The 22,618-nt window shown below is 68.9% G+C and carries 18 protein-coding genes; 7 read left to right on the forward strand and 11 right to left on the reverse strand.

From position 1 onward, the window contains the following. The first annotated feature begins 44 nt into the window (after window positions 1-44). Window positions 45-1,448: an MATE family efflux transporter gene (locus tag KW83_RS00370; RefSeq protein WP_081904387.1), complete on the forward strand. Its 1,404-nt coding sequence runs from the start codon at window positions 45-47 to the stop codon at window positions 1,446-1,448. Here the strand turns inward: KW83_RS00370 and KW83_RS00375 are convergent. From KW83_RS00375 to aceE, 5 genes are all read right to left on the reverse strand, one after another. Continuing rightward, a complete protein-coding gene (locus KW83_RS00375; protein WP_036172925.1) occupies window positions 1,414-2,697 on the reverse strand; it encodes a DUF3422 family protein in 1,284 nt (427 codons plus the stop codon). The genes KW83_RS00370 and KW83_RS00375 overlap by 35 nt on opposite strands. A gap of 178 nt (window positions 2,698-2,875) precedes the next feature. Continuing rightward, the gene (locus KW83_RS00380) at window positions 2,876-3,373 is read right to left on the reverse strand and encodes a phasin family protein (protein ID WP_036172927.1); all 498 of its coding nucleotides are present in this window, start codon (window positions 3,371-3,373) and stop codon (window positions 2,876-2,878) included. A 159-nt stretch (window positions 3,374-3,532) separates the two neighbouring features. Then, window positions 3,533-5,338 carry a dihydrolipoyl dehydrogenase gene (lpdA, locus tag KW83_RS00385; protein ID WP_036172930.1) on the reverse strand — a complete coding sequence of 602 codons (1,806 nt, stop codon included), beginning with the start codon at window positions 5,336-5,338 and terminating at the stop codon, window positions 3,533-3,535. A gap of 10 nt (window positions 5,339-5,348) precedes the next feature. After that, on the reverse strand, window positions 5,349-6,704 hold the full coding sequence (locus tag KW83_RS00390) for a 2-oxo acid dehydrogenase subunit E2 (RefSeq protein WP_036172933.1): 1,356 nt from the start codon (window positions 6,702-6,704) through the stop codon (window positions 5,349-5,351). Window positions 6,705-6,734: 30 nt separating this feature from the next. Continuing rightward, entirely contained in the window at window positions 6,735-9,389 is a 2,655-nt protein-coding gene (gene aceE / locus KW83_RS00395; protein ID WP_036172936.1) for a pyruvate dehydrogenase (acetyl-transferring), homodimeric type, read from the reverse strand. A 290-nt stretch (window positions 9,390-9,679) separates the two neighbouring features. Here aceE and hisB point away from each other — a divergent pair, with 290 nt between their 5' ends. The 4 genes from hisB (at window position 9,680) to KW83_RS00420 (ending at window position 12,483) form a co-directional block, all read left to right on the forward strand. Then, window positions 9,680-10,267 carry an imidazoleglycerol-phosphate dehydratase HisB gene (gene hisB, locus KW83_RS00405; protein ID WP_036172942.1) on the forward strand — a complete coding sequence of 196 codons (588 nt, stop codon included), beginning with the start codon at window positions 9,680-9,682 and terminating at the stop codon, window positions 10,265-10,267. 71 nt (window positions 10,268-10,338) lie between these two features. Continuing rightward, window positions 10,339-10,980 (forward strand): imidazole glycerol phosphate synthase subunit HisH, encoded by a 642-nt coding sequence (hisH, locus tag KW83_RS00410; protein WP_036172945.1) that lies wholly within the window; start codon window positions 10,339-10,341, stop codon window positions 10,978-10,980. A 68-nt stretch (window positions 10,981-11,048) separates the two neighbouring features. Continuing rightward, window positions 11,049-11,426 (forward strand): HesB/IscA family protein, encoded by a 378-nt coding sequence (locus KW83_RS00415; protein WP_036172947.1) that lies wholly within the window; start codon window positions 11,049-11,051, stop codon window positions 11,424-11,426. 238 nt (window positions 11,427-11,664) lie between these two features. Further along, window positions 11,665-12,483: a LysR family transcriptional regulator gene (locus tag KW83_RS00420; RefSeq protein WP_036172951.1), complete on the forward strand. Its 819-nt coding sequence runs from the start codon at window positions 11,665-11,667 to the stop codon at window positions 12,481-12,483. Window positions 12,484-12,589: 106 nt separating this feature from the next. Here KW83_RS00420 and ispG read toward each other — a convergent pair whose 3' ends face one another. The 3 genes from ispG to hemA all read right to left on the reverse strand — a co-directional run bounded on the left by ispG (window position 12,590) and on the right by hemA (window position 16,401). After that, window positions 12,590-13,720 carry a flavodoxin-dependent (E)-4-hydroxy-3-methylbut-2-enyl-diphosphate synthase gene (ispG, locus tag KW83_RS00425; RefSeq protein WP_036172953.1) on the reverse strand — a complete coding sequence of 377 codons (1,131 nt, stop codon included), beginning with the start codon at window positions 13,718-13,720 and terminating at the stop codon, window positions 12,590-12,592. Window positions 13,721-13,794: 74 nt separating this feature from the next. Beyond that, entirely contained in the window at window positions 13,795-15,051 is a 1,257-nt protein-coding gene (locus KW83_RS00430; protein WP_036172956.1) for a helix-turn-helix domain-containing protein, read from the reverse strand. Window positions 15,052-15,177: 126 nt separating this feature from the next. Further along, on the reverse strand, window positions 15,178-16,401 hold the full coding sequence (gene hemA, locus KW83_RS00435; protein WP_036172958.1) for a 5-aminolevulinate synthase: 1,224 nt from the start codon (window positions 16,399-16,401) through the stop codon (window positions 15,178-15,180). Window positions 16,402-16,644: 243 nt separating this feature from the next. On the opposite strand from hemA, the gene KW83_RS00440 reads away from it, so the two are divergent. Further along, a complete protein-coding gene (locus KW83_RS00440) occupies window positions 16,645-18,015 on the forward strand; it encodes a M20/M25/M40 family metallo-hydrolase (RefSeq protein ID WP_036172961.1) in 1,371 nt (456 codons plus the stop codon). A gap of 3 nt (window positions 18,016-18,018) precedes the next feature. Here the strand turns inward: KW83_RS00440 and KW83_RS00445 are convergent, their stop codons facing one another. Together KW83_RS00445 and KW83_RS00450 are read right to left on the reverse strand one after the other, a co-directional pair. Next, entirely contained in the window at window positions 18,019-19,080 is a 1,062-nt protein-coding gene (locus tag KW83_RS00445) for a PAS domain-containing sensor histidine kinase (protein ID WP_036172964.1), read from the reverse strand. Between the two features lie 13 nt (window positions 19,081-19,093). Beyond that, window positions 19,094-19,624 carry a methanogen output domain 1-containing protein gene (locus tag KW83_RS00450; RefSeq protein WP_036172967.1) on the reverse strand — a complete coding sequence of 177 codons (531 nt, stop codon included), beginning with the start codon at window positions 19,622-19,624 and terminating at the stop codon, window positions 19,094-19,096. Between the two features lie 154 nt (window positions 19,625-19,778). Here KW83_RS00450 and KW83_RS00455 point away from each other — a divergent pair, with 154 nt between their 5' ends. After that, window positions 19,779-20,714, forward strand: coding sequence for a nucleoside hydrolase (locus KW83_RS00455; RefSeq protein ID WP_036172970.1), 936 nt, complete (start codon window positions 19,779-19,781; stop codon window positions 20,712-20,714). Window positions 20,715-20,893: 179 nt separating this feature from the next. Here the strand turns inward: KW83_RS00455 and KW83_RS18920 are convergent, their stop codons facing one another. Further along, a complete protein-coding gene (locus KW83_RS18920; RefSeq protein ID WP_152563433.1) occupies window positions 20,894-22,504 on the reverse strand; it encodes a PQQ-dependent sugar dehydrogenase in 1,611 nt (536 codons plus the stop codon). Window positions 22,505-22,618 lie beyond the last annotated feature (114 nt).

A 22,618-nucleotide genomic window follows, 5' to 3' on the forward strand; every position in this document is an offset into this window, starting at 1 on the left:
CCCGGGCCGGCAACGTCCCGCCGCATCGCCCCGAAGGAGCGCCCATGTCCGACCGATCCCTCACCGACGGGTCCGTGACACGCGCGGTGCTGGCCGTCTCGGCGCCGATGACCCTGGGGATCCTCGGCGTGATCGCGGTCGGCCTGGCGGATGCGTATTTCCTGGGCCGCGTCGGCCGGACGGAACTGGCCGCGGTAGGCTACATCTACCCGGTGACAGTGGCGGTCACGTCCCTGTCCATCGGCCTGTCGGCGGGGGCGAACGCCGCACTCAGCCAGGCGATCGGACGCGGCGACGGGGACGACCCAGCGCTGCGCATTGGACTCCACGCCCTGGCCCTGGGCGGCGCGCTGGGGGTCGCTGTGGGCGTCCTGCTCTGGGTCGTGCAGGCGCCGCTCTTTGCGCTGATCGGCGCCGGAGAGGCCGTCGCCCCGGAAATCGCCGCCTACGTTCTGTGGTGGGCCGTGTCGTTCCCCTTTCTAGTGACCTCCATGCTGGTCGGCGCGATGTTCCGGGCGCGGGGCGACGGGATCACCGCGGCGGTGGTCATGGGGATGCAGGCGCTGGGCAACATCGCGCTCGACCCGGTGCTGATCTACGGGCTGGGTCCGGTGCCGCAAATGTCCACCGGGGGCGCCGGACTGGCCACCTGCCTGGTCCGGATCGGCGCGACCGTGGGCGGCCTGGCATGGGCCTGGCACAAAGGCCTCCTGGGGCCCTGCCGCGCACCGCTAAAAGGCATGGCGGCCTCTGTCCGCCGAATCGGAGAGGTCGGCCTGCCGGCATCCCTGTCGAACGCCATCAACCCCGCCGGGATGGCTCTGGTGACCGCCGCCGTCGCCACGCTGGGGGAAAGCGCGGTGGCGGGGTTCGGCGCCGCGACGCGGGTGCAGACCCTGGCCCTGGTGCCGCTTCTGGCGCTGTCCTCGGGCGTCGGTCCCGTGGTGGGGCAGAACTGGGGCGCTGGGCGCACCGACCGGGCGCGGCGCGCCGTGCGGGTCACGTTCCTGATGTGCGCGGGCTACGGCGCGGCGGTCGCGCTGGTCCTGCTGACGCTGGCAGGACCCATCGCCGCGGCCATCGCCTCGGGGCCGCAGGATGCCGCGATCGCCGCGACCTACCTCAGGATCGTCGGGCTGTCGCTCTTCGGCTACGGGGTGGTGGTCACCGCCAACGCGGCGATGAACGCGCGGTCCCGGGCGCTCTGGTCCATGGGGCTGTCGCTGGGGCGGATCTTCGCGCTGTACCTGCCGCTGGCCTGGCTGCTGCTGGGACCGCTGGGCTTTGCCGGCATCGCCATCGCCGCGGCCGCCGCCAATACCGGCGCGGCGCTCGCCGCGCTCTGGGCCACGGTGCGTACCGGCCTGACCCCGTTCGGGCGCCGCACGGCCCTTGGCGCCCGCGCCGCCGCCGTCAGTCCAGGCGCCGCCGGACCCGGCGCACCATGACCCAGACCAGCGCCACCACCGCCGGCACCAGAAGCGCCGTGCCCACGGTCTGGGAGATCCCGGCAAGCGTCATCAACGGTTCCAGCGCATAAGCCGCCAGGCTGACCGCGTAATAGGAGATCGCCACCACCGACAGCCCCTCCACCGTGCGCTGAAGCCGCAGCTGCAGATCCGCCCGCCTGTCCAAGCTGCCCAGAAGCTCCTGGTTCTGGGCCGACCGCGCCACATCCACCCGCGTGCGCAGCAGATCGCCCGCCCGGAGTGCGCGGTCGCTCATCTCCCGCAGCCGCCGGCGGGTCGCCTTGACCGTTCGCATGGCCGGATCGAACCGGCGCATCATGAACTCGCCGAAGGTCTGCCGCCCCCGGTACCGGCTCTCGCGCAGGGCGCCGATCCGCTGGGTGACCAGCGCCTCGTAGGCCTCGGTCGCGCCGAACCGGAAAGAGCTCTGGGCCTGCACCGTCTCCAGTTCTGCCCAGACCCGCAGCAGGCCCTGCAACGTCTCCTCCGGGCGCGCGCCCTCAGAGGTCATCGCGTCCATGAGCCGGCTCAGGTCGCGGTCGAGCGCGCTCATCTTCTCCGACAGGTCCCGGACGCGGGCCAGACCCAGCATCGACATGGTCTTGTAGGTCTCGATCTCCGCCAGGCGCTGCACGATCCGGCCGGTGCGCCGCTGGCCGATCGCGGGATCGGTGAACACCGCCATCCGCATGTGGCCCGCCGGGTCGATGCGGAAGTCGCTGGCGACCAGCGCCGCGCCCTCCAGGACCTCGCTCACGGCCAGGCTTTCGGGGACGAACCAGGCGCCAAGCTTGTCGTCGATGCCGGCATCGTCCGGTTCGCGGGCCTCGACCCGGATCAGGGCAGAGGTGATGCGCACCCCCGGCGCCTCGGCCAGCCAGGCCGCCGGAAAGACCGAGAACGAGTCGCGGTCGAACGCCCGGCCGGCCACCCCGTCGCCGAACACGGTGTAGGTCACGAACTCCGTGTGGCTTTCCCATTTCAGGCGGAACCGCCCGATCTGCCCGAACCAGTGGGTGGCATCGGCCCTGGGGTGCTGGGCGCCGAACCGGTCGAGCAGCGCGATCAGATGCGCGCGGTCCCTTTCGCGGTCCCGCCGGGCGGCGTCGGCGGGCTGCTTGATCGCAAGATAGGCCGCAAAGCACGGCGCGCTGAGCGACGGGAACGGACGCGCATGCAGCTCATTGGCCAGAGCGTAGCGCAGCGTGTGGTCCTGGATGTTGGTCATGCGCGTCCCGCCAATGCCCCGTCGACCCGGACGCTACACGACCTGCCCGCCAAAACCACAACCTTTTCGGGGCCTTGACGGTATGCGTCGGCACACCGTCGTCATCCGGGTCCGGTTACATCGCGGGTGCGCCCGTCGACACACCCGACCGGGGTCCGATGTGCCGGGAACGGGGCGCTCAGGACTTCTTGGCGGAGTTCGCGGCTTTCTTCGCGGTCTCCTCGACCTTCTTGACCGACTCCTCCACCTGAGAGGACATGGACCTGTAGGCCTCCTCGTTCGCCTCGCGGGCGTTGTCGGCCATCTTGCGCATCAGCTTGAGCGATTCCTCGACCGCGTCGTTCACCGCCTTCGTGCGCGAGGTCATCGCGTCCGGACCGGCGTTCTCCTCGGCCCATTCGTACTGCTGGCGCGCGGCATTGGTCATCTTCTCGAAGATCTCCATCTGCTTGTCCAACAGATCCTTGTAGGCTTCCGCGGCGGATTTGTTGGCCTCTCCCATGGCCTCGAAATTGCGCTGGTTGGCCTTGATGACCTGCTCCATGTCGAACATCTGCGCCTGGGGCTGCTGAAAGGCCTGCATCATCACCTGCGGGTTCCACATCTTCGCGATCCGTTCCGGATCGAAGGCCTTCATCATCTCGGACATGTCGAACGGATTGGTTGACTGTGCCATGGCGGTGTCTCCTCCTTTGAAGCCGGCCGTGCGGCCGGCGGAAATCGGCTCCGGCGCGGCCCGAAGGCGCGCCCGATCGCGCTGGAACCTAGCCCGCAAGGAGGGGCGTTCAAGAAACCGTGCGTTTCCGGGCGCGGCGGTGCAGCCGCGCCCGGGGGCCTATTTCTTCTTCTTTTTCGGGGGCATGAGGTCGGTGATCGTGCCCTCGAACATCTCCGCGGCGAAGTTGACCGTCTCCGACAGGGTCGGGTGCGGATGGATCGTGTGGCCCAGATCGACCGCGTCGGCGCCCATCTCGATGGCCAGCGCCACCTCCGAAATCAGATCCCCCGCGCTGGTGCCGACGATGGCGCCGCCGACGATCCGGTCGTCTTCGGGATCGAACAGCAGCTTGGTGATCCCCTCGGACCGCCCGTTGGCCAGCGCCCGGCCCGATGCCGCCCAGGGGAACACCCCCTTCTCGACCTTGATGCCCTGCTCCCTGGCCTGGGACTCGGTCAGGCCGGCCCAGGCAACCTCCGGATCGGTATAGGCGACGGACGGGATCACCCGCGCGTCGAAGGCGCGTTTCTCTCCGGCGCAGACCTCCGCGGCGACCTTGCCCTCATGCACCGCCTTGTGGGCGAGCATCGGCTGCCCCACCACGTCGCCGATGGCGAAGATATGGTCCACATTGGTGCGCTGCTGGTGATCGACCTCGATGAAGCCGCGATCCGTGACCTTCACACCGGCCTTGTCGGCGTCGATCCTGCCGCCGTTGGGCACCCGCCCGACCGACACCAGCATCTTGTCGAACTGCTGGGTCGTCGTCTCGCCCTTGTCGTCCTCCCAGGTGACCTTGAGCGCGTTCTTCTGCGCCTTGACCTCCGTCACCTTGCACTTGAGGTGGATGGTCAGCCGGCCCTCCATCCGCTTGTGCAGCGGCTTGACGATGTCCTTGTCGGCACCGGGCAGGATCTGGTCCATCATCTCGACCACCGTGACCTCTGATCCCAGCGCCTCGTAGACCGTCGCCATCTCGAAGCCGATGATGCCGCCGCCCAGGACCAGCATCTTCTTGGGGATCGGATCCAGTTCCAGCGCGCCGGTGCTGTCCACCACGCGCGGATCGTCATGGGGAACGAAGGGCAGCTTCACCGGCTGGGAGCCGGCGGCGATGATGCACCGGTCGAAGGTCACGGTCGTGGTGCCGTCGCCGGTCTCCACCGCGATGGAATTGGCGCCGGTGAACCGGCCGACCCCCTCGACCACGGTGACCTTGCGCTGCTTGGCCATGCCCGCCAGGCCGCCGGTCAGCTTGCCCACCACGTCGTTCTTCCACGACCTCAGGCTGTCGGCGTCGATCTCCGGTCTGGAAAAGCTGATGCCGTGGCGGCCCATCTCCTCGGTCTCGGTGATGACCTTGGAGGCATGGAGCAGCGCCTTGGACGGAATGCAGCCCACGTTCAGGCATACGCCACCCAGCGTCGCGTAACGCTCGATCAGCACCACCTTCTTGCCCAGATCGGCGGCGCGAAACGCCGCGGTGTACCCGCCGGGACCGGAGCCCAGCACGACCACCTCACCGTGGTAATCGCCGGATCCGGCGCTCGACCCCTGTGCCGCCTTCGGCGCGGGGGTGTCGCCGGTCCCGGCCGCTTTCCCGTCGCCGGACGCCGTGTCGCCGGACGCCCCCTTGTCATCGGAGGCCCGGTCGCCGGAGCCGCCGCCCCCCCTGCCGCCGCCGTCCCCATCGGCACCTTCCAGCACCAGGATGACGCTGCCCTCAGACACCTTGTCGCCTTCGGAGACCTTGATCTCCGTCACCTTTCCGGCGTGGGAGCTGGGCACCTCCATCGTCGCCTTGTCGGATTCCAGCTCGATCAGCGGGTCTTCCTTTTCCACGGTGTCGCCCACCGCCACAAGGACCGCCACCACAGGCACGTCGTCGAAATCGCCGATATCGGGAACCTTGACCTCTGTCATCGCGCGCTCCTCACAGCATCAGGCGCCGGGCGTCGCCCAGCAGGTATTTCAGATGCGCCGCAAAGCGGGCGGCGAGCGCGCCGTCGATGGCCCGGTGGTCGTAGCTCAGGCTCATCGGCAGCATGTTGCGCGGCTGGAACTCCGTGCCGTCCCAGACCGGCGTCATGGCCGAGCGCGTCAGACCCAGGATCGCCACCTCCGGCGCGTTGACGATGGGGGTAAAGGACGTGCCGCCGATCCCCCCCAGCGAAGAGATCGTGAAGGTCGCGCCCTTCATGTCGTCGCCCTTGAGCTTGCCGTCGCGCGCGGCCTTGGAGAGCTCCATCAGGTCGCGGCTGATCCGTTCGATCCCCTTGCGGTCGGCGTCCTTGATCACCGGCACCATCAGGCCGTTCGGCGTGTCGGCGGCAAAGCCGATGTTGTAGAAGTCCTTCTTGATCAGCTTGTCGCCGTCGGGATGCAGCGACGCGTTGAACTGCCAGTGCTTTTTCAGCGCCGACACGCTGGCCTTGACGACGAAGGACAGCAGCGTGACGCGGTAGCCCTCTTCCTTGGCCTGGGTGTCGAGCTCCTTGCGGTATGTGTCGAGCTCGGTGATGTCGGCGCTCTCGTTATGGGTCACATGCGGGATGTTGAGCCAGGAGCGGTGCAGCGCCGGACCGGACAGCTTCTGGATCCGGGTCATCTCGACCTCTTCGACCGGCCCGAACTTGGAGAAGTCCACCGCCGGAATCGGCGGGATGCCCATGCCGCCCTGTGCCGCCTGGCCGCCCGACGCGGGGGCCGCCTGTCCCTTCAGCGCCTTTTCGACGTCCTCGCGCAGGATCCGGCCCTTGCGGCCGGAGCCGTTGACCTGCCGCAGGTCCACCTCGACCCGCCGCGCGAAGGCGCGCACCGAAGGCGAGGCGTGGAACTTCGACGATCCGGTATCGACCACGGTGTTCGACCCCGACGGGGGCGCCGCGCTCTGGGACTCCTTGCCGCCGTCGCCGTAGCCTTCCCGGCCGCCGCCATCGGCGCTTTGGCCGCCGGACGACCCGCCGGCGGTCTTGCCGCCATCCTCATCCGCGCCCGACGGCTCCGCACCGCCCTTGCCGCCGTCGTCCGCGTCGCCGCCCGATCCGCCCTCGTCGCTCTCCTCGACCAGAAGGATGACGGTCCCCTCGGAGGCGCTGTCGCCCTCCTTCAGCTTGATCTCCTTGACCACGCCGGCGTGGGAGGACGGCACCTCCATTGTCGCCTTGTCGCTTTCCAGCTCGATCAGCGGGTCCTCCTTGGCGATGGTGTCGCCTTCCGAGACCAGCACGGCCACCACCGGAACGTCGTCGAAATCGCCGATATCGGGCACTTTCACTTCGGTTGCCATATTATTGTTTTCCCTCGTTTATATCGTCGATCAGCTCAGGCGTGGATTGGGCTTTGCGCCGTCGATGTCGTATGTCTTCAGCGCCTTCTGCATGTCGGATTTCGACACCTCGCCGGCCTTGTAGAGCTCGTGCATCGCCGTGGCCGCGATGTGGTCGGCGTCCACCTCGAAGAACCGCCGCAGGTTGGCGCGGCTGTCCGACCGCCCGAAGCCGTCGGTGCCGAGACAGGTGTAGGGCTGTTCCACGAACGGCCGGATCTGCTCGGAGAAGGCCTTGACGTAATCCGTCGCCGCGATCACCGGACCCTTGGCCCCCGACAGCGTCTGCGTCACGTAGGGCACCTTGGGGTCGCTCATCGGGTTGAGCCGGTTGTGGCGCAGGCAGTCCTGCCCCTCGCGCGCCAGCTCGTTGAAGGACGTGGCCGACCAGATGTCGGACGTGACGCCGAAATCCTCCTTGAGCATCTCTGCCGCGCGGATGGCCTGCATCAGGATCGTGCCCGATCCCATCAGGTTCACGTGCTTCTTGCCGGGCTTGTCGGTCTTGGCGAACCGGTAGAGCCCCTTGATGATCCCCTCCTCGGCGCCCATGGGCATCTCCGGGTGGTGGTAGTTCTCGTTCATCAGGGTGATGTAGTAATAGACGTCCTCCTGGTCCGCGAACATGCGCTTCATCCCGGACTGGACGATCACCGCGACCTCATAGCCGAAGGTCGGATCGTAGGATATGCAGTTGGGCACGACCGACGCCAGCACCTGGCTGTGCCCGTCCTCATGCTGCAACCCCTCGCCGTTCAGCGTGGTGCGCCCCGCGGTGCCGCCCAGCAGGAAGCCCCGCGCCCGGCTGTCGCCCGCGGCCCAGCACAAGTCTCCCACGCGCTGGAACCCGAACATCGAATAGAAGATGTAGAACGGCACCATCGGCACGCCGTGGTTGGAATAGGCGGTCGCGGCGGCGATCCAGTCGGCCATGGACCCGGCCTCGTTGATGCCCTCCTGCAGCACCTGGCCGTCCTTCGATTCCTTGTAATAGGACATCTGGTCGGCGTCCTGGGGCGTGTAGTTCTGCCCCAGCGGGTTGTAGATGCCCACCGACCGGAACAGCCCCTCCATGCCGAAGGTGCGGCTTTCGTCCGGCACGATCGGCACCACGCGGTCGCCGATCTTCTTGTCGCGCAGAAGCGTCGTGAGGATCTTCACGAAGGACATGGTGGTGGAATATTCCCGGTCGCCAGAGCCCTGAAGCTCACGCTTGAAGGCGTCCAGTTCCGGCACCTCCAGGCTGGGCGCGCCGGTGTAGCGCGACGGGAACGGCCCGCCGAGATCCTTGCGCCGGTCGGCCAGATAGGCCTTTTGCGCGTTGTTGAGCGTCACGAACGGCGCCTTGGCGATGTCCTTGTCGTCCACGGGGATCTTGAAGCGGTCGCGCATCGCCTTCAGCTGATCCTCGTTCAGCTTCTTGGACTGGTGCGCGGTGTTCAGCCCCTCTCCCGCGCCACCCATGCCGTAGCCCTTGACGGTCTTGATGAGCAGGCAGGACGGCTTGTCCCTCGTGTCCACGGCGCGTTTGTAGGCCGTATAGACCTTTTGCGCATCGTGCCCGCCGCGGCGCAGGGCGAACACCTCCTCGTCGCTCCAGTCCTCGACCAGCGCGGCGGTCTCCGGGTACTTGCCGAAGAAATGCTCGCGGATATAGGCGCCGTCCTTGGACTTGAACGTCTGGTAGTCGCCATCCACCGTCTCGTCCATCAGCTGGCGCAGCTTGCCGGAGGTGTCGCGCTCCAACAGGTCGTCCCAGCCCTTGCCCCAGAGCACCTTGAACACCTCCCAGCCGGAGCCGCGGAACGATCCCTCAAGCTCCTGGACGATCTTGTGGTTGCCGCGCACCGGCCCGTCCAGCCGCTGCAGGTTGCAGTTGATGACAAAGATCAGGTTGTCGAGCTTTTCCCGCGCGGCGATGTTGATGGCGCCCAGGCTTTCCGGCTCGTCCATCTCTCCGTCGCCAAGGAACGCCCACACCTTGCGGTCGGATTTCTCGATCAGGCCGCGGTTCTCAAGGTACTTCATGAACCGCGCCTGATAGACCGCCATGAGCGGGCCCAGCCCCATGGAAACGGTGGGGAACTGCCAGTAGTCGGGCATCAGCCAGGGATGCGGATAGGACGACAGACCCTTGCCGCCGGTCTCCATGCGGAACTGCGCCAGATCCTCCTCCGAGATGCGCCCCTCCATGAAGGACCGCGCGTAGATGCCCGGAATGACATGGCCCTGGAAGAACACCAGATCGCCGCCATGGGTGGCCGACCGCGCCCGCCAGAAGTGGTTCAGCCCCAGGTCGTACATCACCGCCGCAGAGGCGAAGGAGGCGATGTGCCCGCCGATGCCGTCCTCTGCCTTGTTGGCGCGCACCACCGTCGCCATGGCGTTCCAGCGGTTGATCGAGCGGATGCGCTTTTCCATGTCCGCATCGCCCGGGATCTCCAGCAGGTCGTCGGCGGGGATGGTGTTCTGATAGGGCGTGGTGGATGAGAACGGCAGCGCGGCGCCCGAAGCGCGCGCCTGGCTCACCGCCTTGTCGAGCAGGAAATGCGCCCGGTCCGCGCCGTCGCGGGCGATCACATCCTCGATCGCCTCTTGCCATTCCTGGCTTTCCGTCGGGTCGATATCCTCTTGACCGTCCTTCATGGGATCCCCCTCAGCTGATTGCAGGGGGACGGATCGCGGGCGCCTGGCGCCGTCCGCTCCCCCCTTGTTGTTCCCTTGCGCCACCTAGACCGTAGCCGACCCTCATCCACCCGGGCAGCCATGCGCAAGCAGTCCCGCCATGAGGCAGGCGCATGGCTCCGGCCCTACCCGCACGGCACGCTGGAGTGGAGCGCAAAACGCATCGCAGGGCCAGCCCGTTTTTGCCGCGCCCTTCCCAAGCGCCCCTCCGGCGGCTAGGACCGGGGCCGAACGGCACCGGAGACACGCCCATGCGCAGCGCCAGCATCACCCGCAGGACGACAGAGACCGACATCACGGTCATGGTCGATCTCGACGGCACCGGCACGGCCGAGATCGCCACCGGCGTCGGCTTCTTCGACCACATGCTCGACCAGCTTGCGCGCCACTCGCTGATCGACATGCACATCCGCGCCAGCGGCGATCTTCACATCGACGCCCACCATACGGTGGAGGATACAGGCATCGCGCTGGGGCAGGCGCTCCGCGAGGCGCTGGGCGACAAGCGCGGCATCGCCCGCTACGGCGACGCCGCCCTGCCCATGGACGACACGCTGGTGACGGCGGCGCTGGACCTGTCCGGGCGGCCCTGGCTGGGCTGGAACGTGCCCATGACCGCCGCCGCCATCGGCACGTTCGACACGGAGCTGGTGCGTGAGTTCTTCCAGGCGCTGACCACCCATGGCGGCATCACGCTGCATGTGGATCTGGTGCGCGGCCTCAACAGCCATCACATCGCGGAGGCAAGCTTCAAGGCCGTGGCCCGCGCCCTGCGGCAGGCGGCAGAGCCCGATCCCCGCAAGGGCCATGCCGTCCCGTCGACCAAGGGCACGCTCTAGACCATGCGCGCCCCGCCCCGCCCCGGTTCCGCGAAATCCCCGCCGCGCCCCTTCTGCGGCGGCGTGACTCGATGACCACGGTCCTGATCGACACCGACAGCGGCAACCTGCACTCCGCGGAAAAGGCGTTCCAGCGCATGGCGCGGGATTGCGGCGCCGGACCGGTCGTCGTCTCGTCGGACCCGGAGACCGTCGCCCGCGCCGACCGGGTCGTGCTGCCGGGCGACGGTGCCTTTCCGGCCTGCGCGCGCGCGCTGATGCGCGACCGCGCGGCGTTGCACCAAGCGCTTGTGGAAGCGGTCGAGACCCACGGCCGCCCGTTCCTGGGCATCTGCGTGGGCATGCAGCTCATGGCGCGGAGGGGCCATGAATACGCCCCCACCCCCGGCCTTGGCTGGATCGACGGTGAGGTGGTGCCCATCGTCCCCGCGGATCCCGCGCTGAAGGTCCCCCACATGGGCTGGAACGACCTTGTGCTGGACCGTCCCCACCCGGTGCTGGACGGCATCGCCACCGGCGATCACGCCTATTTCGTCCACTCTTTCCACATGGCGCTGGACGATCCCGCGCAGCGCCTGGCCCATTGCGACTACGGCGCGCGCGTGACCGCCATCGTCGCCTCCGGCACGCGCGTCGGCACCCAGTTCCATCCCGAAAAGAGCCAGTCCGCCGGGCTGCGGCTGATCCGCAATTTCCTGTCCTGGACGCCGTGACCCGCCAGCACCTTGAGCCGCGCCGCCCGGCCCCTTACATTACCCCTGTCCAGTCAGGAGAGACCGCCATGTTCGCGATCCCGGGCAAGCAAGCCGTCACCATCACCCCGGCGGCCATCCGCCAGATCGTCAGGCTGATGGAATCCAGGGGCCATCAGGGCCTGCGCGTCGGCGTCAAGAAGGGCGGCTGTGCCGGCATGGAATACACCATGGACTACGTGGATGAGGTCGATCCCCACGATGAGATGGTCGAACAGGACGGCGCGCGCGTGCTGATCGCGCCCATGGCGCAGATGTTCCTTTTCGGGACGGAAATCGACTATGAGACCAGCCTGCTCGAGTCCGGCTTCCGGTTCCGCAACCCCAACGTCGTGGACGCCTGCGGCTGCGGCGAGTCGATCAAGTTCAAGGACGTCGAGGAACTGGCCGCCGAGCGCGAGGGCTGAGCCCGGTCCAAGCCGAGGCGAAGCCCCGGATCCGGCGCCACATCTCTGCCCGGCGGGACTGGCGCGCCCCGCGTTCCAACCCGCGGAACAGGATCCGCTCGCGCTCGTATCCGGTCAGGGGGCGAACGTCCCGAAACTGATTGGGTGTCTGTCGCATGGCAATCTCCTTACGCTGATGACAGGATAGCCTCCGGATTCGCCTCCATCCGCCGCCGGGACCGCAAGTCGGCTTTCGCAGATGCAAGCACAGCCCGATTGGGACAGCCTTCGCCTCTTCGCGGCCGTCGCCCGCGAGGGCGGCATCATGCGTGCGGCACCCGTCGCCGGAACGAGTCCCGCCATCCTCAGCCGGCGGATGCGGCAGCTCGAAGCGGATCTCGGTCAGGTGCTATTCCGCCGCGGCGCCGCGGCCTACGCTCTGACCGCCGACGGCCGCGCGCTGGCCGTGCGGGTCCGGTCGATGGAAGAGGCCGCCGCCGCGATCGGCCCGGGACAGGTCCAGCGGGTCCGGATCTCGGCCGGCTCCTGGACCGCGCTCGATCTGGCGACCCGGATGGGCACGCTGTGGCGCCCCGGTGCGGGCTGGGTGCCGGAGTTCGTCACCTGCGACCGGATGCTCGACATCGCCCGGCGCGAGGTCGGCATCGGCATCCGGAACCGTGCGCCCGATACGCCGTGGCTCGCCGGCCGCCGGACGGGCTACGTGGACCACGCCGTCTATGCCACGGGTCCGGACGTTTCGGGCTGGATCGGACAGGACGACGCGGCCCCTCCCCTCCCCTCCGCGCTCTGGATCACGGCCAACCATGGCGACGCGATCTCGACCCGCGCCAATTCCCCGATCCTCGCGGCGGCCCTGGCGGAGGCGGGACTGGGCCGTATGGTGCTGCCGACGTTCATCGGCGCGTCGCGCCCCGGTCTGGTCCGGATCGGCGACCCGATCCCGGAGCTGCGCAACGAGGGATGGCTGGTCTGTCACCACGAGGGCCGTCACCTGCCGCCGGTGCGCCGCGCGCTGGCGGTGCTGGCGCGCTACCTGCGGTCGCGCAGCGCCTGAGTCGGCATCGCGCACTCGGGTCTGGCAGGCAGCCGGACCATCCGTGCGCGTCAGCGGACCCGACTTTGCCAGACTGGACCAGCGACCTGCCGGGTCCGTCCCGGCATCACTCCGCCGCCACGTCCCCGGCCGTCTCGGCCTCGATCTCGGCGGCGCGCTTTTCGACCTGTTCGACGATGTGCTCCACCATCTGCTCGTTCGACAGCTTGTGGCTCTGCGCGCCGGCCAGGTAGACCATGCCGGATCCCGCCCCGCCGCCGGTGAAGCCCACGTCGGTCATCAGCGCCTCTCCCGGGCCGTTGACCACGCAGCCGATGATCGACAGGCTCATGGGCGTCTTGATATGGGCCAGGCGGTCCTCGAGAACCTCCACGGTGCGGATCACGTCGAACCCCTGCCGGGCGCAGGACGGGCAGGAGATGATGTTCACCCCCCGGTGCCGCAGACCCAGCGCCTTGAGGATCTCGTAGCCGACGCGCACCTCTTCCACCGGATCGGCCGAAAGCGACACCCTGAGCGTGTCGCCGATGCCCATCCACAGCAGGTTCCCCAGGCCGATGGCGGATTTCACGGTGCCGGCGTTCAGCGACCCGGCCTCCGTGATGCCCAGGTGGATCGGCGCGTCGGTCGCCTCTGCGATGCCCTGATAGGCGGCGGCGGACAGGAACACGTCGGACGCCTTCACGGAAATCTTGAATTCGTGGAAATCGTTGTCCTGCAGGAGCTTGATGTGGTCGAGCCCGCTTTCCACCATCGCCTCGGGGCAGGGTTCGCCGTATTTCTCCAGCAGGTCGCGCTTCAGGCTGCCGGCGTTCACCCCGATGCGGATCGAGCAGCCGTGGTCCTTGGCCGCGCGGATGACCTCCCTGACCCGGCTTTCGTCGCCGATGTTGCCCGGGTTGATGCGCAGACAGCCCGCGCCCGCCTCCGCCGCCTCGATCGCGCGCTTGTAATGGAAATGGATGTCCGCGACGATCGGCACGGGGCTCTCGCGGCAGACTTCCCGCAGCGCCGTGGTCGCGGCCACGTCGGGACAGGACACGCGCACGATGTCGGCCCCGGCCTCCGCGCAGGCCACGACCTGGGCGATGGTGGCGCGCGCGTCGCCGCTGTCGGTGTTGGTCATGGTCTGGACGGAGATCGGCGCGTCGCCGCCCACGGGGACGTTGCCCACCATGATCTGCCGGGACGCGCGGCGATAGATGTTCTTCCAGGGGCGGATGTGGTTCAGCGACATCGGGCGGCTCCGCGGCGGGGCGTGGTCAGGTGGTCCCTACCTAGGCGCTGCCGGCCGCGCTGCCAAGCGCCCGGTCAGTCGCCCGCGGGCACGGGGTCCGCGCGGCCGGGCAGGCGCGGCGGATCCTGCTGCAGCTCCACCACCACGCGGGCAAGCGCGGTATCGGCCGACAGGTCCGCGATGCCGTACGCCTGCGTCAGGGTCTCTGCCGACAGCGCCAGGTTGCCGGTCACCTGGCCGGCCGGGCCGGCGGGGCCGTAGGGCTGGCCGTTGACGGCGAAAAAGATCGCGCCGGATTCGCCGGTGCGCAGGGTCGCGGGTTTTTCCGTCCGGGGCAGCACGAAGCGGTCGCCCTCATCCATGATCTTCTCGTAAAGCGTGGTCCCGTCGGCAGAGCGCACCCGGACCCAGGACGGACGCACCGCGAAGACGACCACCTCCGGCACCGTGTCGGCCACCACCTGGGGGGCGGCCGGCTCTTCCGGCCTGTCGGGCCCGGGTCCGCCGAACGCGTCGAGTCCGGCGAGGTCCATCACCGGCGCCGGCGCCTCGGTTCCGGGAGGCGTGCCGACCGTGCCCTGGCCCGCCAGCGCGCCCGCGCGGCGGGGATCCAGGGTCGAGATCGGGGCGTCGCGGGCCACCATCACCGGCACGTCGAGCGCCTGGGGACGGTAGAGCCGGTCGAAACCGTCGTCGATCATGGCAGTCCGCGCGGGATCGTCGGTCTCCGTCGGGATCGGCGCGGCCCCGTCGAGCGGGTCGATGTCGGCCACCACCTCCGGCGCCTGATCCACGGGAACGAACTGCACTTTCTGGACCTCGTTCAGCACCCTGTAGCCGCCGTACCCCAGCACGCCGATCAGCCCCAGCAGCACCGCGACCGAGCCGATGGCCCCCGGCTCGATCCGGGAGAACAGGCTCTCGCCCGGCGGGGACACGCCCAGGTTGCGGCTGCCGAAGGGGGCGTCCTCCTCCCGGGCCGGTTCCGCGCGCCTGGAGGAGGCCGCCTGGCTCATCCCATGCGCCGTGGCGAAGCCGCTTTCGGCGCAGAACGCCCGGTACGCCCATTCCGGGTCCAGGTCCAGGTAGCGCGCGTAGGAGCGCACGTATCCGGCAATGAATCCGGGGGTTTCGAAGGCGGTAGGGTCCGAATTCTCGATCGCGGCCACGTAGGTCGCCTTGATCTTCAGCTCGCGCTGCACGTCGAGCAGGGACTTGCCCAGCGTCGCACGCTCCCCGCGCATGACGTCCCCAAGGCGGAACTCATAGTCGTCGAAACCCTTCGGCTCGACGGGATCCGTGTCGTCTTGCTGTCGGAACCGCCCGATCATGCCCTGCCCTCTAGGCTGCTCACCGGCCTTACGCCAGTCCCGTGAGTCTCACAAGAACACGCTGACCTTTATGTTTGGCTAAGAGGTTACACCGGATGCGGTGGATTTGACACAAGTATTTCCCGTTCAGGCAGAGACTTCAGCGCGATTCAGCGCACATTGCGCCCAAAGCTCATCCATGGCGGAGACCAGCGCGTCCATTTCGCGCGGACCGTGCACCGGAGACGGGGTGAACCGCAACCGCTCCGTACCACGCGGAACCGTGGGAAAGTTGATCGGCTGGACGTAGATGCCGTGATCCTCCAGCAGCATGTCCGACATCATCTTGCAGTGCACCGGATGGCCCACGTGGACGGGCACGATATGGCTGCCGTGGTCGATCAGCGGCAGACCGAGCCCCTTGAGCCGCATCTTCAGGATCTTCGCCTGGGTCTGGTGGCGCGCGCGCAGTCCCGCGTCGCCCTTCAGGTGGCGGACGCTGGCGGCGGCACCGGCCGCAACCGCAGGTGGAAGCGACGTGGTGAAGATGAAGCCCGGCGCGTAGGACCGCACCGCGTCGCACATCCGCGCGGAGGCCGCGATATAGCCGCCCATGACCCCGTAGGCCTTGGCGAGCGTCCCGTTGATGATGTCGATCCGCCCGGCCAGCCCGTCGCGTTCGGTCACGCCGCCGCCGCGGGGGCCGTACATGCCCACCGCGTGGACCTCGTCGATATAGGTCAGGCAGCCGAATTCCTCGGCCAGGTCGCAGATTTCCGCGATCGGGCCGAAGTCGCCGTCCATGGAATAGACGCTCTCGAAGGCGATGAGCTTCGGCAGGGCCGGGTCGTCGGCCTCAAGAAGTTCGCGCAGGTGGTCGGGATCGTTGTGGCGAAAGATCCGCTTGGCGCCGCCGTTGCGCCGCACGCCCTCGATCATCGAGGCATGGTTCAGACCGTCGGAATAGATGATCAGACCCGGCAGGATCCTGGGCAGCGTGCTCAGCGTCGCGTCGTTGGCGATATAGGCGGAGGTGAACAGCAGCGCCGCCTCCTTGCCGTGCAGGTCCGCAAGCTCCGCCTCCAGCCGCTTGTGATAGACCGTGGTCCCGGAGATGTTGCGCGTCCCGCCGGATCCCGCCCCGGTCGCGTCCAGCGCCTCATGCATGGCCTCCAGCACCGCCGGATGCTGGCCCATGCCCAGATAGTCGTTGCCGCACCACACCGTCACGGGCCGCCTGGTCCCGTCCGGACGGGTCCAGACCGCATGGGGGAAGTTGCCGCGCGCGCGCTCGATATCGATGAAGGTGCGGTACCGCCCTTCCTCATGGAGCTTGCGGATCGCGGCGTCGATGCTGGCGTCGTAGGTCAAGGAAATGGCCTTTTCGTCGTGTCGTGTCCTAGATAACCCGCGGGCGGGCCGTGTCACCCGGCCAATTTGCCGCCCCGATCGGCGCGCGAACCGTTCCGTCGACCCTAGACGAGCGCACCCGGCCCGTCCAGCGCGACGCCCCGCGGCACCGGGTTTGCCGGCGGGCGGGGCGACGGCGGCACCGCTGGACATGGCCGGCGCGGCTGCTACCGTCCGCCCGACCCCCGCCCAGGAGAGCCCAGGATGAGCCTTGACGCCGTTCTCGACCGCATCGACCGGCAGCTGCCGCAGGCGCTGGACCGTCTGCTGGAGTTTCTCAGGATCCCGTCGATTTCCACCGACAGCGACTATGACGCGGAGACCCGGCGCGCCGCCGAATGGCTTCGCGCCGCGCTGGCGGAGCTGGGCTGCGACGCCGAGATCCGCGACACGCCCGGCCATCCCATGGTGACGGGACGCACCGGCGGCCCGGGCCGCGCGATCCTGTTCTACGGCCATTACGACGTCCAGCCGGTGGACCCGCTGGTGCTGTGGCACCGCGATCCGTTCGACCCGGCGATAGAGGACACCGGCGCCGGCCGGGTCATCCGCGGGCGCGGCGCCGCGGACGACAAGGGCCAGCTGTTGACCTTCATCGAGGCCTGCCGCGCCTGGAAGGACGTCCACGGCACGCTGCCCGGCAACATCGCGTTCCTCTTCGAGGGCGAGGAGGAGTCCGGGTCCCCCTCCCTCGTGCCGTTCCTGAAGGAGAACGCGGACGAACTTTCCCGCGACCTCGCGCTGATCTGCGACACGGGTCTCTACAGCCACGATCGGCCCGGCATCGTCACCCAGCTGCGCGGCCTTCTGGGCGAAGAGATCGTCATCACCGCCGCCGCCAAGGATCTGCATTCCGGCTCTTTCGGCGGCCTGGCCATGAACCCGATCAGGGTGCTGGCGCGCATCCTCGCGTCGCTCCACGACGACCGGGGGCGCGTCACCGTGCCCGGCTTCTACGACGGCGTGCCGGAGCTGTCGGCGGAGCTGCGCCGCCAGTGGGAGAGCCTTGGCTTCGACGGCGCCGCCTTCCTGTCGGGCGTGGGCCTGTTCCTGCCGGCCGGAGAGCGGGACCGCACGCCGCTCGAACAGGTCTGGTCGCGCCCGACCTGCGAAATCAACGGCATCCGCGGCGGCTACGCGGGCCGCGGCTTCAAGACCGTGCTGCCGGCGGAGGCGGCGGCCAAGGTGTCGTTCCGCCTGGTGGGCGACCAGGACCCGCTGGCGATCCGCGACGCGTTCCGCGCCATGGTCCGCGCCATGGTTCCGGCCGATTGCCGGGTCGAATTCCACGACCACGGCGCCGCGCCCGCGTCGCGGATGCGCACCGACGATCCGGCGTTCGAGGCGGCGCGCCGGGCGCTCAGCCACGAATGGCCGCAGGAGGCGGCCTATATCGGCGCCGGGGGTTCGATCCCCATCGCCGGCTACTTCCAGCAGATCCTGAACATGGATTCGATGCTCATCGGCTTCGGCCGCGACGACGACGCGATCCATTCCCCGAACGAGAAATACGACGTCGCGTCGTTCCACCGCGGCACCCGCAGCTGGGCGCGGATCCTCGACGCCATCGCCTGAGGGCTACTCGGCCGCCATGTCCTGCGGCGCGCGCGGATGAAAGATCAGCCGCCACGCCGTGCCTTCGTCCACGTCCGCGATCAGCTCGCCGCGGAGCTGCTCGGCCAGCGCATGAAGGATCCCGGTCCCGTGGCCGTCCTGGGCCATCGGCGGCGCGTCGCCCTGCATTCCGCGGCCGTCGTCGCGAATGTGAAGCTCCATCTTCTCGACGCCGTTCCGCCGGAAGTCGAGGTCGATCCGCCCCTTCCGCCCGTCGACGAACGCATGCTTGAGCGCGTTGGTCACCAACTCGTTGATCAGCAGGCACAGGGCCGTGGCGTCCTCGTTGTGCAGTTCCAGCGCCTCGACGTCGCAGTGCAGTTCGACACTGTCGGGCACCAGCGACCGGCTCATCAGCGCGCAAAGCTCGGTGATCAGCTCTTCGGAATTGACCACCGAAAGTGTCTGGTTGCGGTCCAGCAGGTCGTGGACCAGCGCGATCGAGCGGGTCCTCAGGTCAACCTCTTCCAGGACGCGCCGCACCTCCGGGTCCTCGTGGCGGCGCCCGCGCACCCGGATCAGGCTCGACAGCAGCGCAAGGTTGTTCTTGATCCGGTGGATCAGCTCGCCGTGCAGGTATTTCTCGCGCTCCAGAGCGGTCTCCAGCCGGTCCTGCAGCGCCCGCTGGCGGCGCAGTTCGCCGTTCAGCCGGCGGATCAGGTCGGTATGGGCGCGGAACGCCCCCGGCTCGTTTTCGCGCAGATGGATCGTCACCAGCGGCGCGTCCCGGTCCGGCAGGCGCATCCCGCGCATCGACAGCCTAATCCGCAGACCGGCCAGCGACCCGGTGGCCAGGGTGCCCGCCGACGGCATCTGCCCGTCGGAGCCCGCGGCCCGGGCCAGATCCGTGGCCAGCCGGTCGCCCCGATCCTCCAGCAGATCGGACAGCCGACTGCCCTTTTCCGGCGTCATGCCGAAAAGCCGCGCGCAGGCCGCGTTCGCCTCCACCACCCGTCCGTCCCTGTCCACCACCAGGCACGGCGTCGGACTCCTGAAAAACAGCTCTTGGTACATTCCCTTGCGCATCGTCGGCGATCCGTCAGCCCGCTCTCGCGGATCTGTAGTATTCCCGGCCGTCCGCGTCCTCGTCCGCATCGGGCCGAAGTTCGACCACGATGCGGCATTCCCTGTCGTCGCGGGCGATGGTCTGTTGCAGCTCGACCCGCGCGTATCCCAGATGCTCGGCCGCGATCCGGCCGAACACGTTCGACGTCATCATGCACAGCGCGTCCCGCCCCCGGGCCATGTCTCCGAACGGGCAGGCCCGGTTTCCCAGCACGATGCGCTCCTGCGAGACCTCGACGACGTAGAAATCGCCGCCGATCCGGCTCTTGAGGTCCACGAACACCGCCGCGACGGCCTCGGGGTCCAGGTCCTCCGCGCCCATCTCGGCGCGGTACTGGGACTCGATCCATTCGCCCATGGCCGCGCCGACGCTGTTGATATACCCCTCCGCCTCGTCCAGCCCGACCACGTCCTGAAGCAGCCCGGTCAGTTCCCGCAGCATCCGCCTCATGAAGATGTCGCCGGTCAGGTCGATCGACGCCTCCGCGGGGGGCAGATGGCCCATGGCAGCCTCCAAGCTATGGTGAGCGCAGCCATATCTATCAGACGTGCCAATTCGCGCCATATGTTTTTGGACATCGGCCCGCGGCATCCCCGGTGGCCCCGCCCTGCCCGATTGGCTATGCACGGATGGCATCCGCACCGCTGAGGGCCGCGCCATGAAGATCGTCATCGACACCGACCCCGGACAGGACGACGCCGTGGCGATCCTGCTGGCCCTCGCATCGCCCGAGATCGAGGTGCTGGGGCTGACCGCCGTCGCCGGCAACGTACCGCTGGAGCTGACCGCGCGGAACGCGCGTATCGTCTGCGAACTGGCGAACCGCCGCGACATCCCCGTTTTCGCGGGGGCCAGCCGGCCGCTGCTGCGCCCGCTGGTCACCGCCGAGCATGTCCACGGCCGCACCGGCCTGGACGGGCCCGACCTGCCCGACCCGACGATGGCGCTGCAGGACGCCCATGCCGTCGATTTCCTCATCGACACCCTGCGGCGAGAGCCTGCGGGCACCGTCACCCTGGTGCCCATCGGGCCGCTGACCAACATCGCCCTGGCGCTGCGGCTGGCCCCGGACATCGCGCCCCGGATCGCCCGCATCGTGCTCATGGGCGGCGCCTATTTCGAGGTCGGCAACATCACCCCGACGGCCGAGTTCAACATCTACGTGGACCCGGAGGCCGCCGCCGCCGTGTTCGGCGCGGGCGTGCCGCTCACCGTGCTGCCGCTCGACGCCACCCACAAGGCGCTGGTGACGCGGCCCCGCGCAGAGGCCTTCGCCGCGCTGGGCACGCCGGTGGGCCGCGCGGTGGCGCAGATGACATCCTTCTCCGAACGGTTCGACCTGGCGAAATACGGCTCCGACGGCGCGCCGCTCCACGATCCGTGCACCGTGGCGTGGCTGCTGGCCCCGGAGCTTTTCTCGGGGCGTGAGGTCAACGTGGCGGTCGAGACCGCCTCTCCCCTCACCCTGGGAATGACCGTCGCCGACTGGTGGGGCGTCACCGACCGCGCGCCCAACGCGCTCTTTATCGGCGATCTGGACGCGGACGGCTTCTTTTCACTGCTGACCGAGCGTCTGGGCAGGCTCCCGGCCTAGCCCCCGCATCACCGGTCCGGTCCAGCACGCGAACCCGGCCGGCTCCGGCGTCGGTCCGCTCCCGCTGCGGCCCCTGCCGGACGGCGCCGGCCCCGGCGCGCCCCGTCCGCGCGCCACCCCGTGCCGCCCCCGGCCCCCGGCCGGATCGGGCGGATCGGGCGGATCGGGCGGAAGGGCGTTCAGCGCAGCAGCGCCAGGGAGCCCAGGATCTCCGCCAGATCGGCTTCCGACAGCTCCGGGTCCGGCATGGTGGTGCCCGGCGCGAAGTCCTGGGGCGAGCGCAGGTAGGATTCGAGCGTGTCGATGGTCCAGTCCTCGTCGCCGCGCGCCAGCAGCGCGTCGCTGTAGCCGTCGTAATCCTCCGCGGACGCGATCCGGCGCCCGGCGACATCGCGCAGATGCGGCGCGTATTCGGTGGAGACGGGATAGTTCAGGTTGTGGCACGATCCGCAGGTCGACACGGCGTTGAGGTTGGTGTTCAGCCCCGTCTCGGTCAGCGCAAGCTCGGGGTTCTCGACCGGCACCAGCACGACGATCTTGCCGCTGTCGGTCGCCAGCACCAGCCGCCCGGCCACGATCTCCAGGTCGCGGATCCGCTCGCCCAGATAGATCTGCTCGGTATAGTTTCCGGTGTCCCAGCGCCGCACCCGCATCAGCGACCGCGCCTTGAGGGTCGCGACCAGCAGATCGCCGTCCCAGGCCGGCTGGAAGTCCTCCACGAAGATCGCCGCGCCGATGCCGGGGCTGGGCAGATAGGCCACCACGGGCGGCACGTAGCCGCCGTGGACCGCGCCGGGGTCGCGCGGCTTCTGCGGAAAGGCGTAGGTGCCGTAGACCGCGCCGAGAGAGACATAGGGCCAGCCGTAGTTGCCCCCCGGCGCGATGGCGTTGATCTCGTCGCCGCCCTTCAGCGCGTGTTCGGTCGATACCAGCTCGCCCCCCTGCGACAGGGCCAGCCCCTGCGGGTTGCGATGCCCCTTGGACAGGACGGTGGCGGATCCGGTGGCGCGGTCGATGCGCAGGATCTTGCCCAGGTCGCTGTCGTCGGACTGGGCCGGCGGCACCGGCCCCTCATAGGCGTTGGCGAAGCCGTTGATGCTGAAGTCCCCCACCGTCACGACCAGCGAATCGTCGCGCGGATCGTGGACCATGGCGCCGCCGGCGGAGCGCCAGGCATGGCCGTTCGCCAGAGAGAACTTCCGCGTCTCGAAAAGCGGCGCGTCCAGCGTCACCTCTGTCTCGGCGCCGGCGTCCGCGGGCAGCGCGAAGCGGCTGACGGCCAGGCGCTTGAACGCCCCGTCGGAATCCTCGCGCCCGTAGGCGACGTAGAAGGCGATGCCGTCCGCCCCGGCGACCGACACCATGTCGTAGCTGTCGTCCATGGTGGCGCCGTCGGGCCGCAGCAGACGGCCGATCCGGGTGATGCAATCCGCGCCCGTGCAACCCGGCCCGGCCAGCCGGAAGAGCCGCCCCTGCTGGTCCAGCACGATCGCCTCGCCGCCCTCTCCGGCCACCACGGCCGCCAGCGCGACGGGCGCGCCCTCCTCGTCGGTGATGACGAAATCGGTCCGCCTCAGGGGCAGCAGGGTGGAATCCACCAGCCCCCTGTCCGACAGGTCCAGCTCGACCGCCCCCGGCGGGCCGTCCGGTTCCGGCGGCAGCAGCGCCGACTTGGCCGCGAAGGCCACGTCGAACAGGCCGTTGCGATAGACCCCGGAAAACAGGCCGACCGCGAAGGACAGAAATCCCACCAGGACAGCTCCGAACGCCAGCAGCATCAGTTTTCGCAAGGGGGGCACCTTTTACGGGGTCGTGAACATCGTGACAGCCCGGAGACTACGGCACGGGCAAGGCGTCACTACGGTTCAGACGCTGCGCTGTCTCATCCGAATCGGACGGGCACC

Origin of the sequence: Palleronia rufa (assembly GCF_000743715.1) — a bacterium.
Classification (GTDB): Bacteria; Pseudomonadota; Alphaproteobacteria; order Rhodobacterales; family Rhodobacteraceae; genus Palleronia; species Palleronia rufa.

Excerpts from the sequence above, each read along its gene's own strand:
- KW83_RS00370 (WP_081904387.1), top strand. The coding sequence starts at position 45 with ATGTCCGACCGATCCCTCACCGACGGGTCCGTGACACGCGCGGTGCTG.
- KW83_RS00375 (WP_036172925.1), bottom strand. The coding sequence starts at position 2,697 with ATGACCAACATCCAGGACCACACGCTGCGCTACGCTCTGGCCAATGAG.
- KW83_RS00380 (WP_036172927.1), bottom strand. The coding sequence starts at position 3,373 with ATGGCACAGTCAACCAATCCGTTCGACATGTCCGAGATGATGAAGGCC.
- lpdA (WP_036172930.1), bottom strand. The coding sequence starts at position 5,338 with ATGACAGAGGTCAAGGTTCCCGATATCGGCGATTTCGACGACGTGCCT.
- KW83_RS00390 (WP_036172933.1), bottom strand. The coding sequence starts at position 6,704 with ATGGCAACCGAAGTGAAAGTGCCCGATATCGGCGATTTCGACGACGTT.
- aceE (WP_036172936.1), bottom strand. The coding sequence starts at position 9,389 with ATGAAGGACGGTCAAGAGGATATCGACCCGACGGAAAGCCAGGAATGG.
- hisB (WP_036172942.1), top strand. The coding sequence starts at position 9,680 with ATGCGCAGCGCCAGCATCACCCGCAGGACGACAGAGACCGACATCACG.
- hisH (WP_036172945.1), top strand. The coding sequence starts at position 10,339 with ATGACCACGGTCCTGATCGACACCGACAGCGGCAACCTGCACTCCGCG.
- KW83_RS00415 (WP_036172947.1), top strand. The coding sequence starts at position 11,049 with ATGTTCGCGATCCCGGGCAAGCAAGCCGTCACCATCACCCCGGCGGCC.
- KW83_RS00420 (WP_036172951.1), top strand. The coding sequence starts at position 11,665 with ATGCAAGCACAGCCCGATTGGGACAGCCTTCGCCTCTTCGCGGCCGTC.
- ispG (WP_036172953.1), bottom strand. The coding sequence starts at position 13,720 with ATGTCGCTGAACCACATCCGCCCCTGGAAGAACATCTATCGCCGCGCG.
- KW83_RS00430 (WP_036172956.1), bottom strand. The coding sequence starts at position 15,051 with ATGATCGGGCGGTTCCGACAGCAAGACGACACGGATCCCGTCGAGCCG.
- KW83_RS00440 (WP_036172961.1), top strand. The coding sequence starts at position 16,645 with ATGAGCCTTGACGCCGTTCTCGACCGCATCGACCGGCAGCTGCCGCAG.
- KW83_RS00445 (WP_036172964.1), bottom strand. The coding sequence starts at position 19,080 with ATGCGCAAGGGAATGTACCAAGAGCTGTTTTTCAGGAGTCCGACGCCG.
- KW83_RS00450 (WP_036172967.1), bottom strand. The coding sequence starts at position 19,624 with ATGGGCCATCTGCCCCCCGCGGAGGCGTCGATCGACCTGACCGGCGAC.
- KW83_RS00455 (WP_036172970.1), top strand. The coding sequence starts at position 19,779 with ATGAAGATCGTCATCGACACCGACCCCGGACAGGACGACGCCGTGGCG.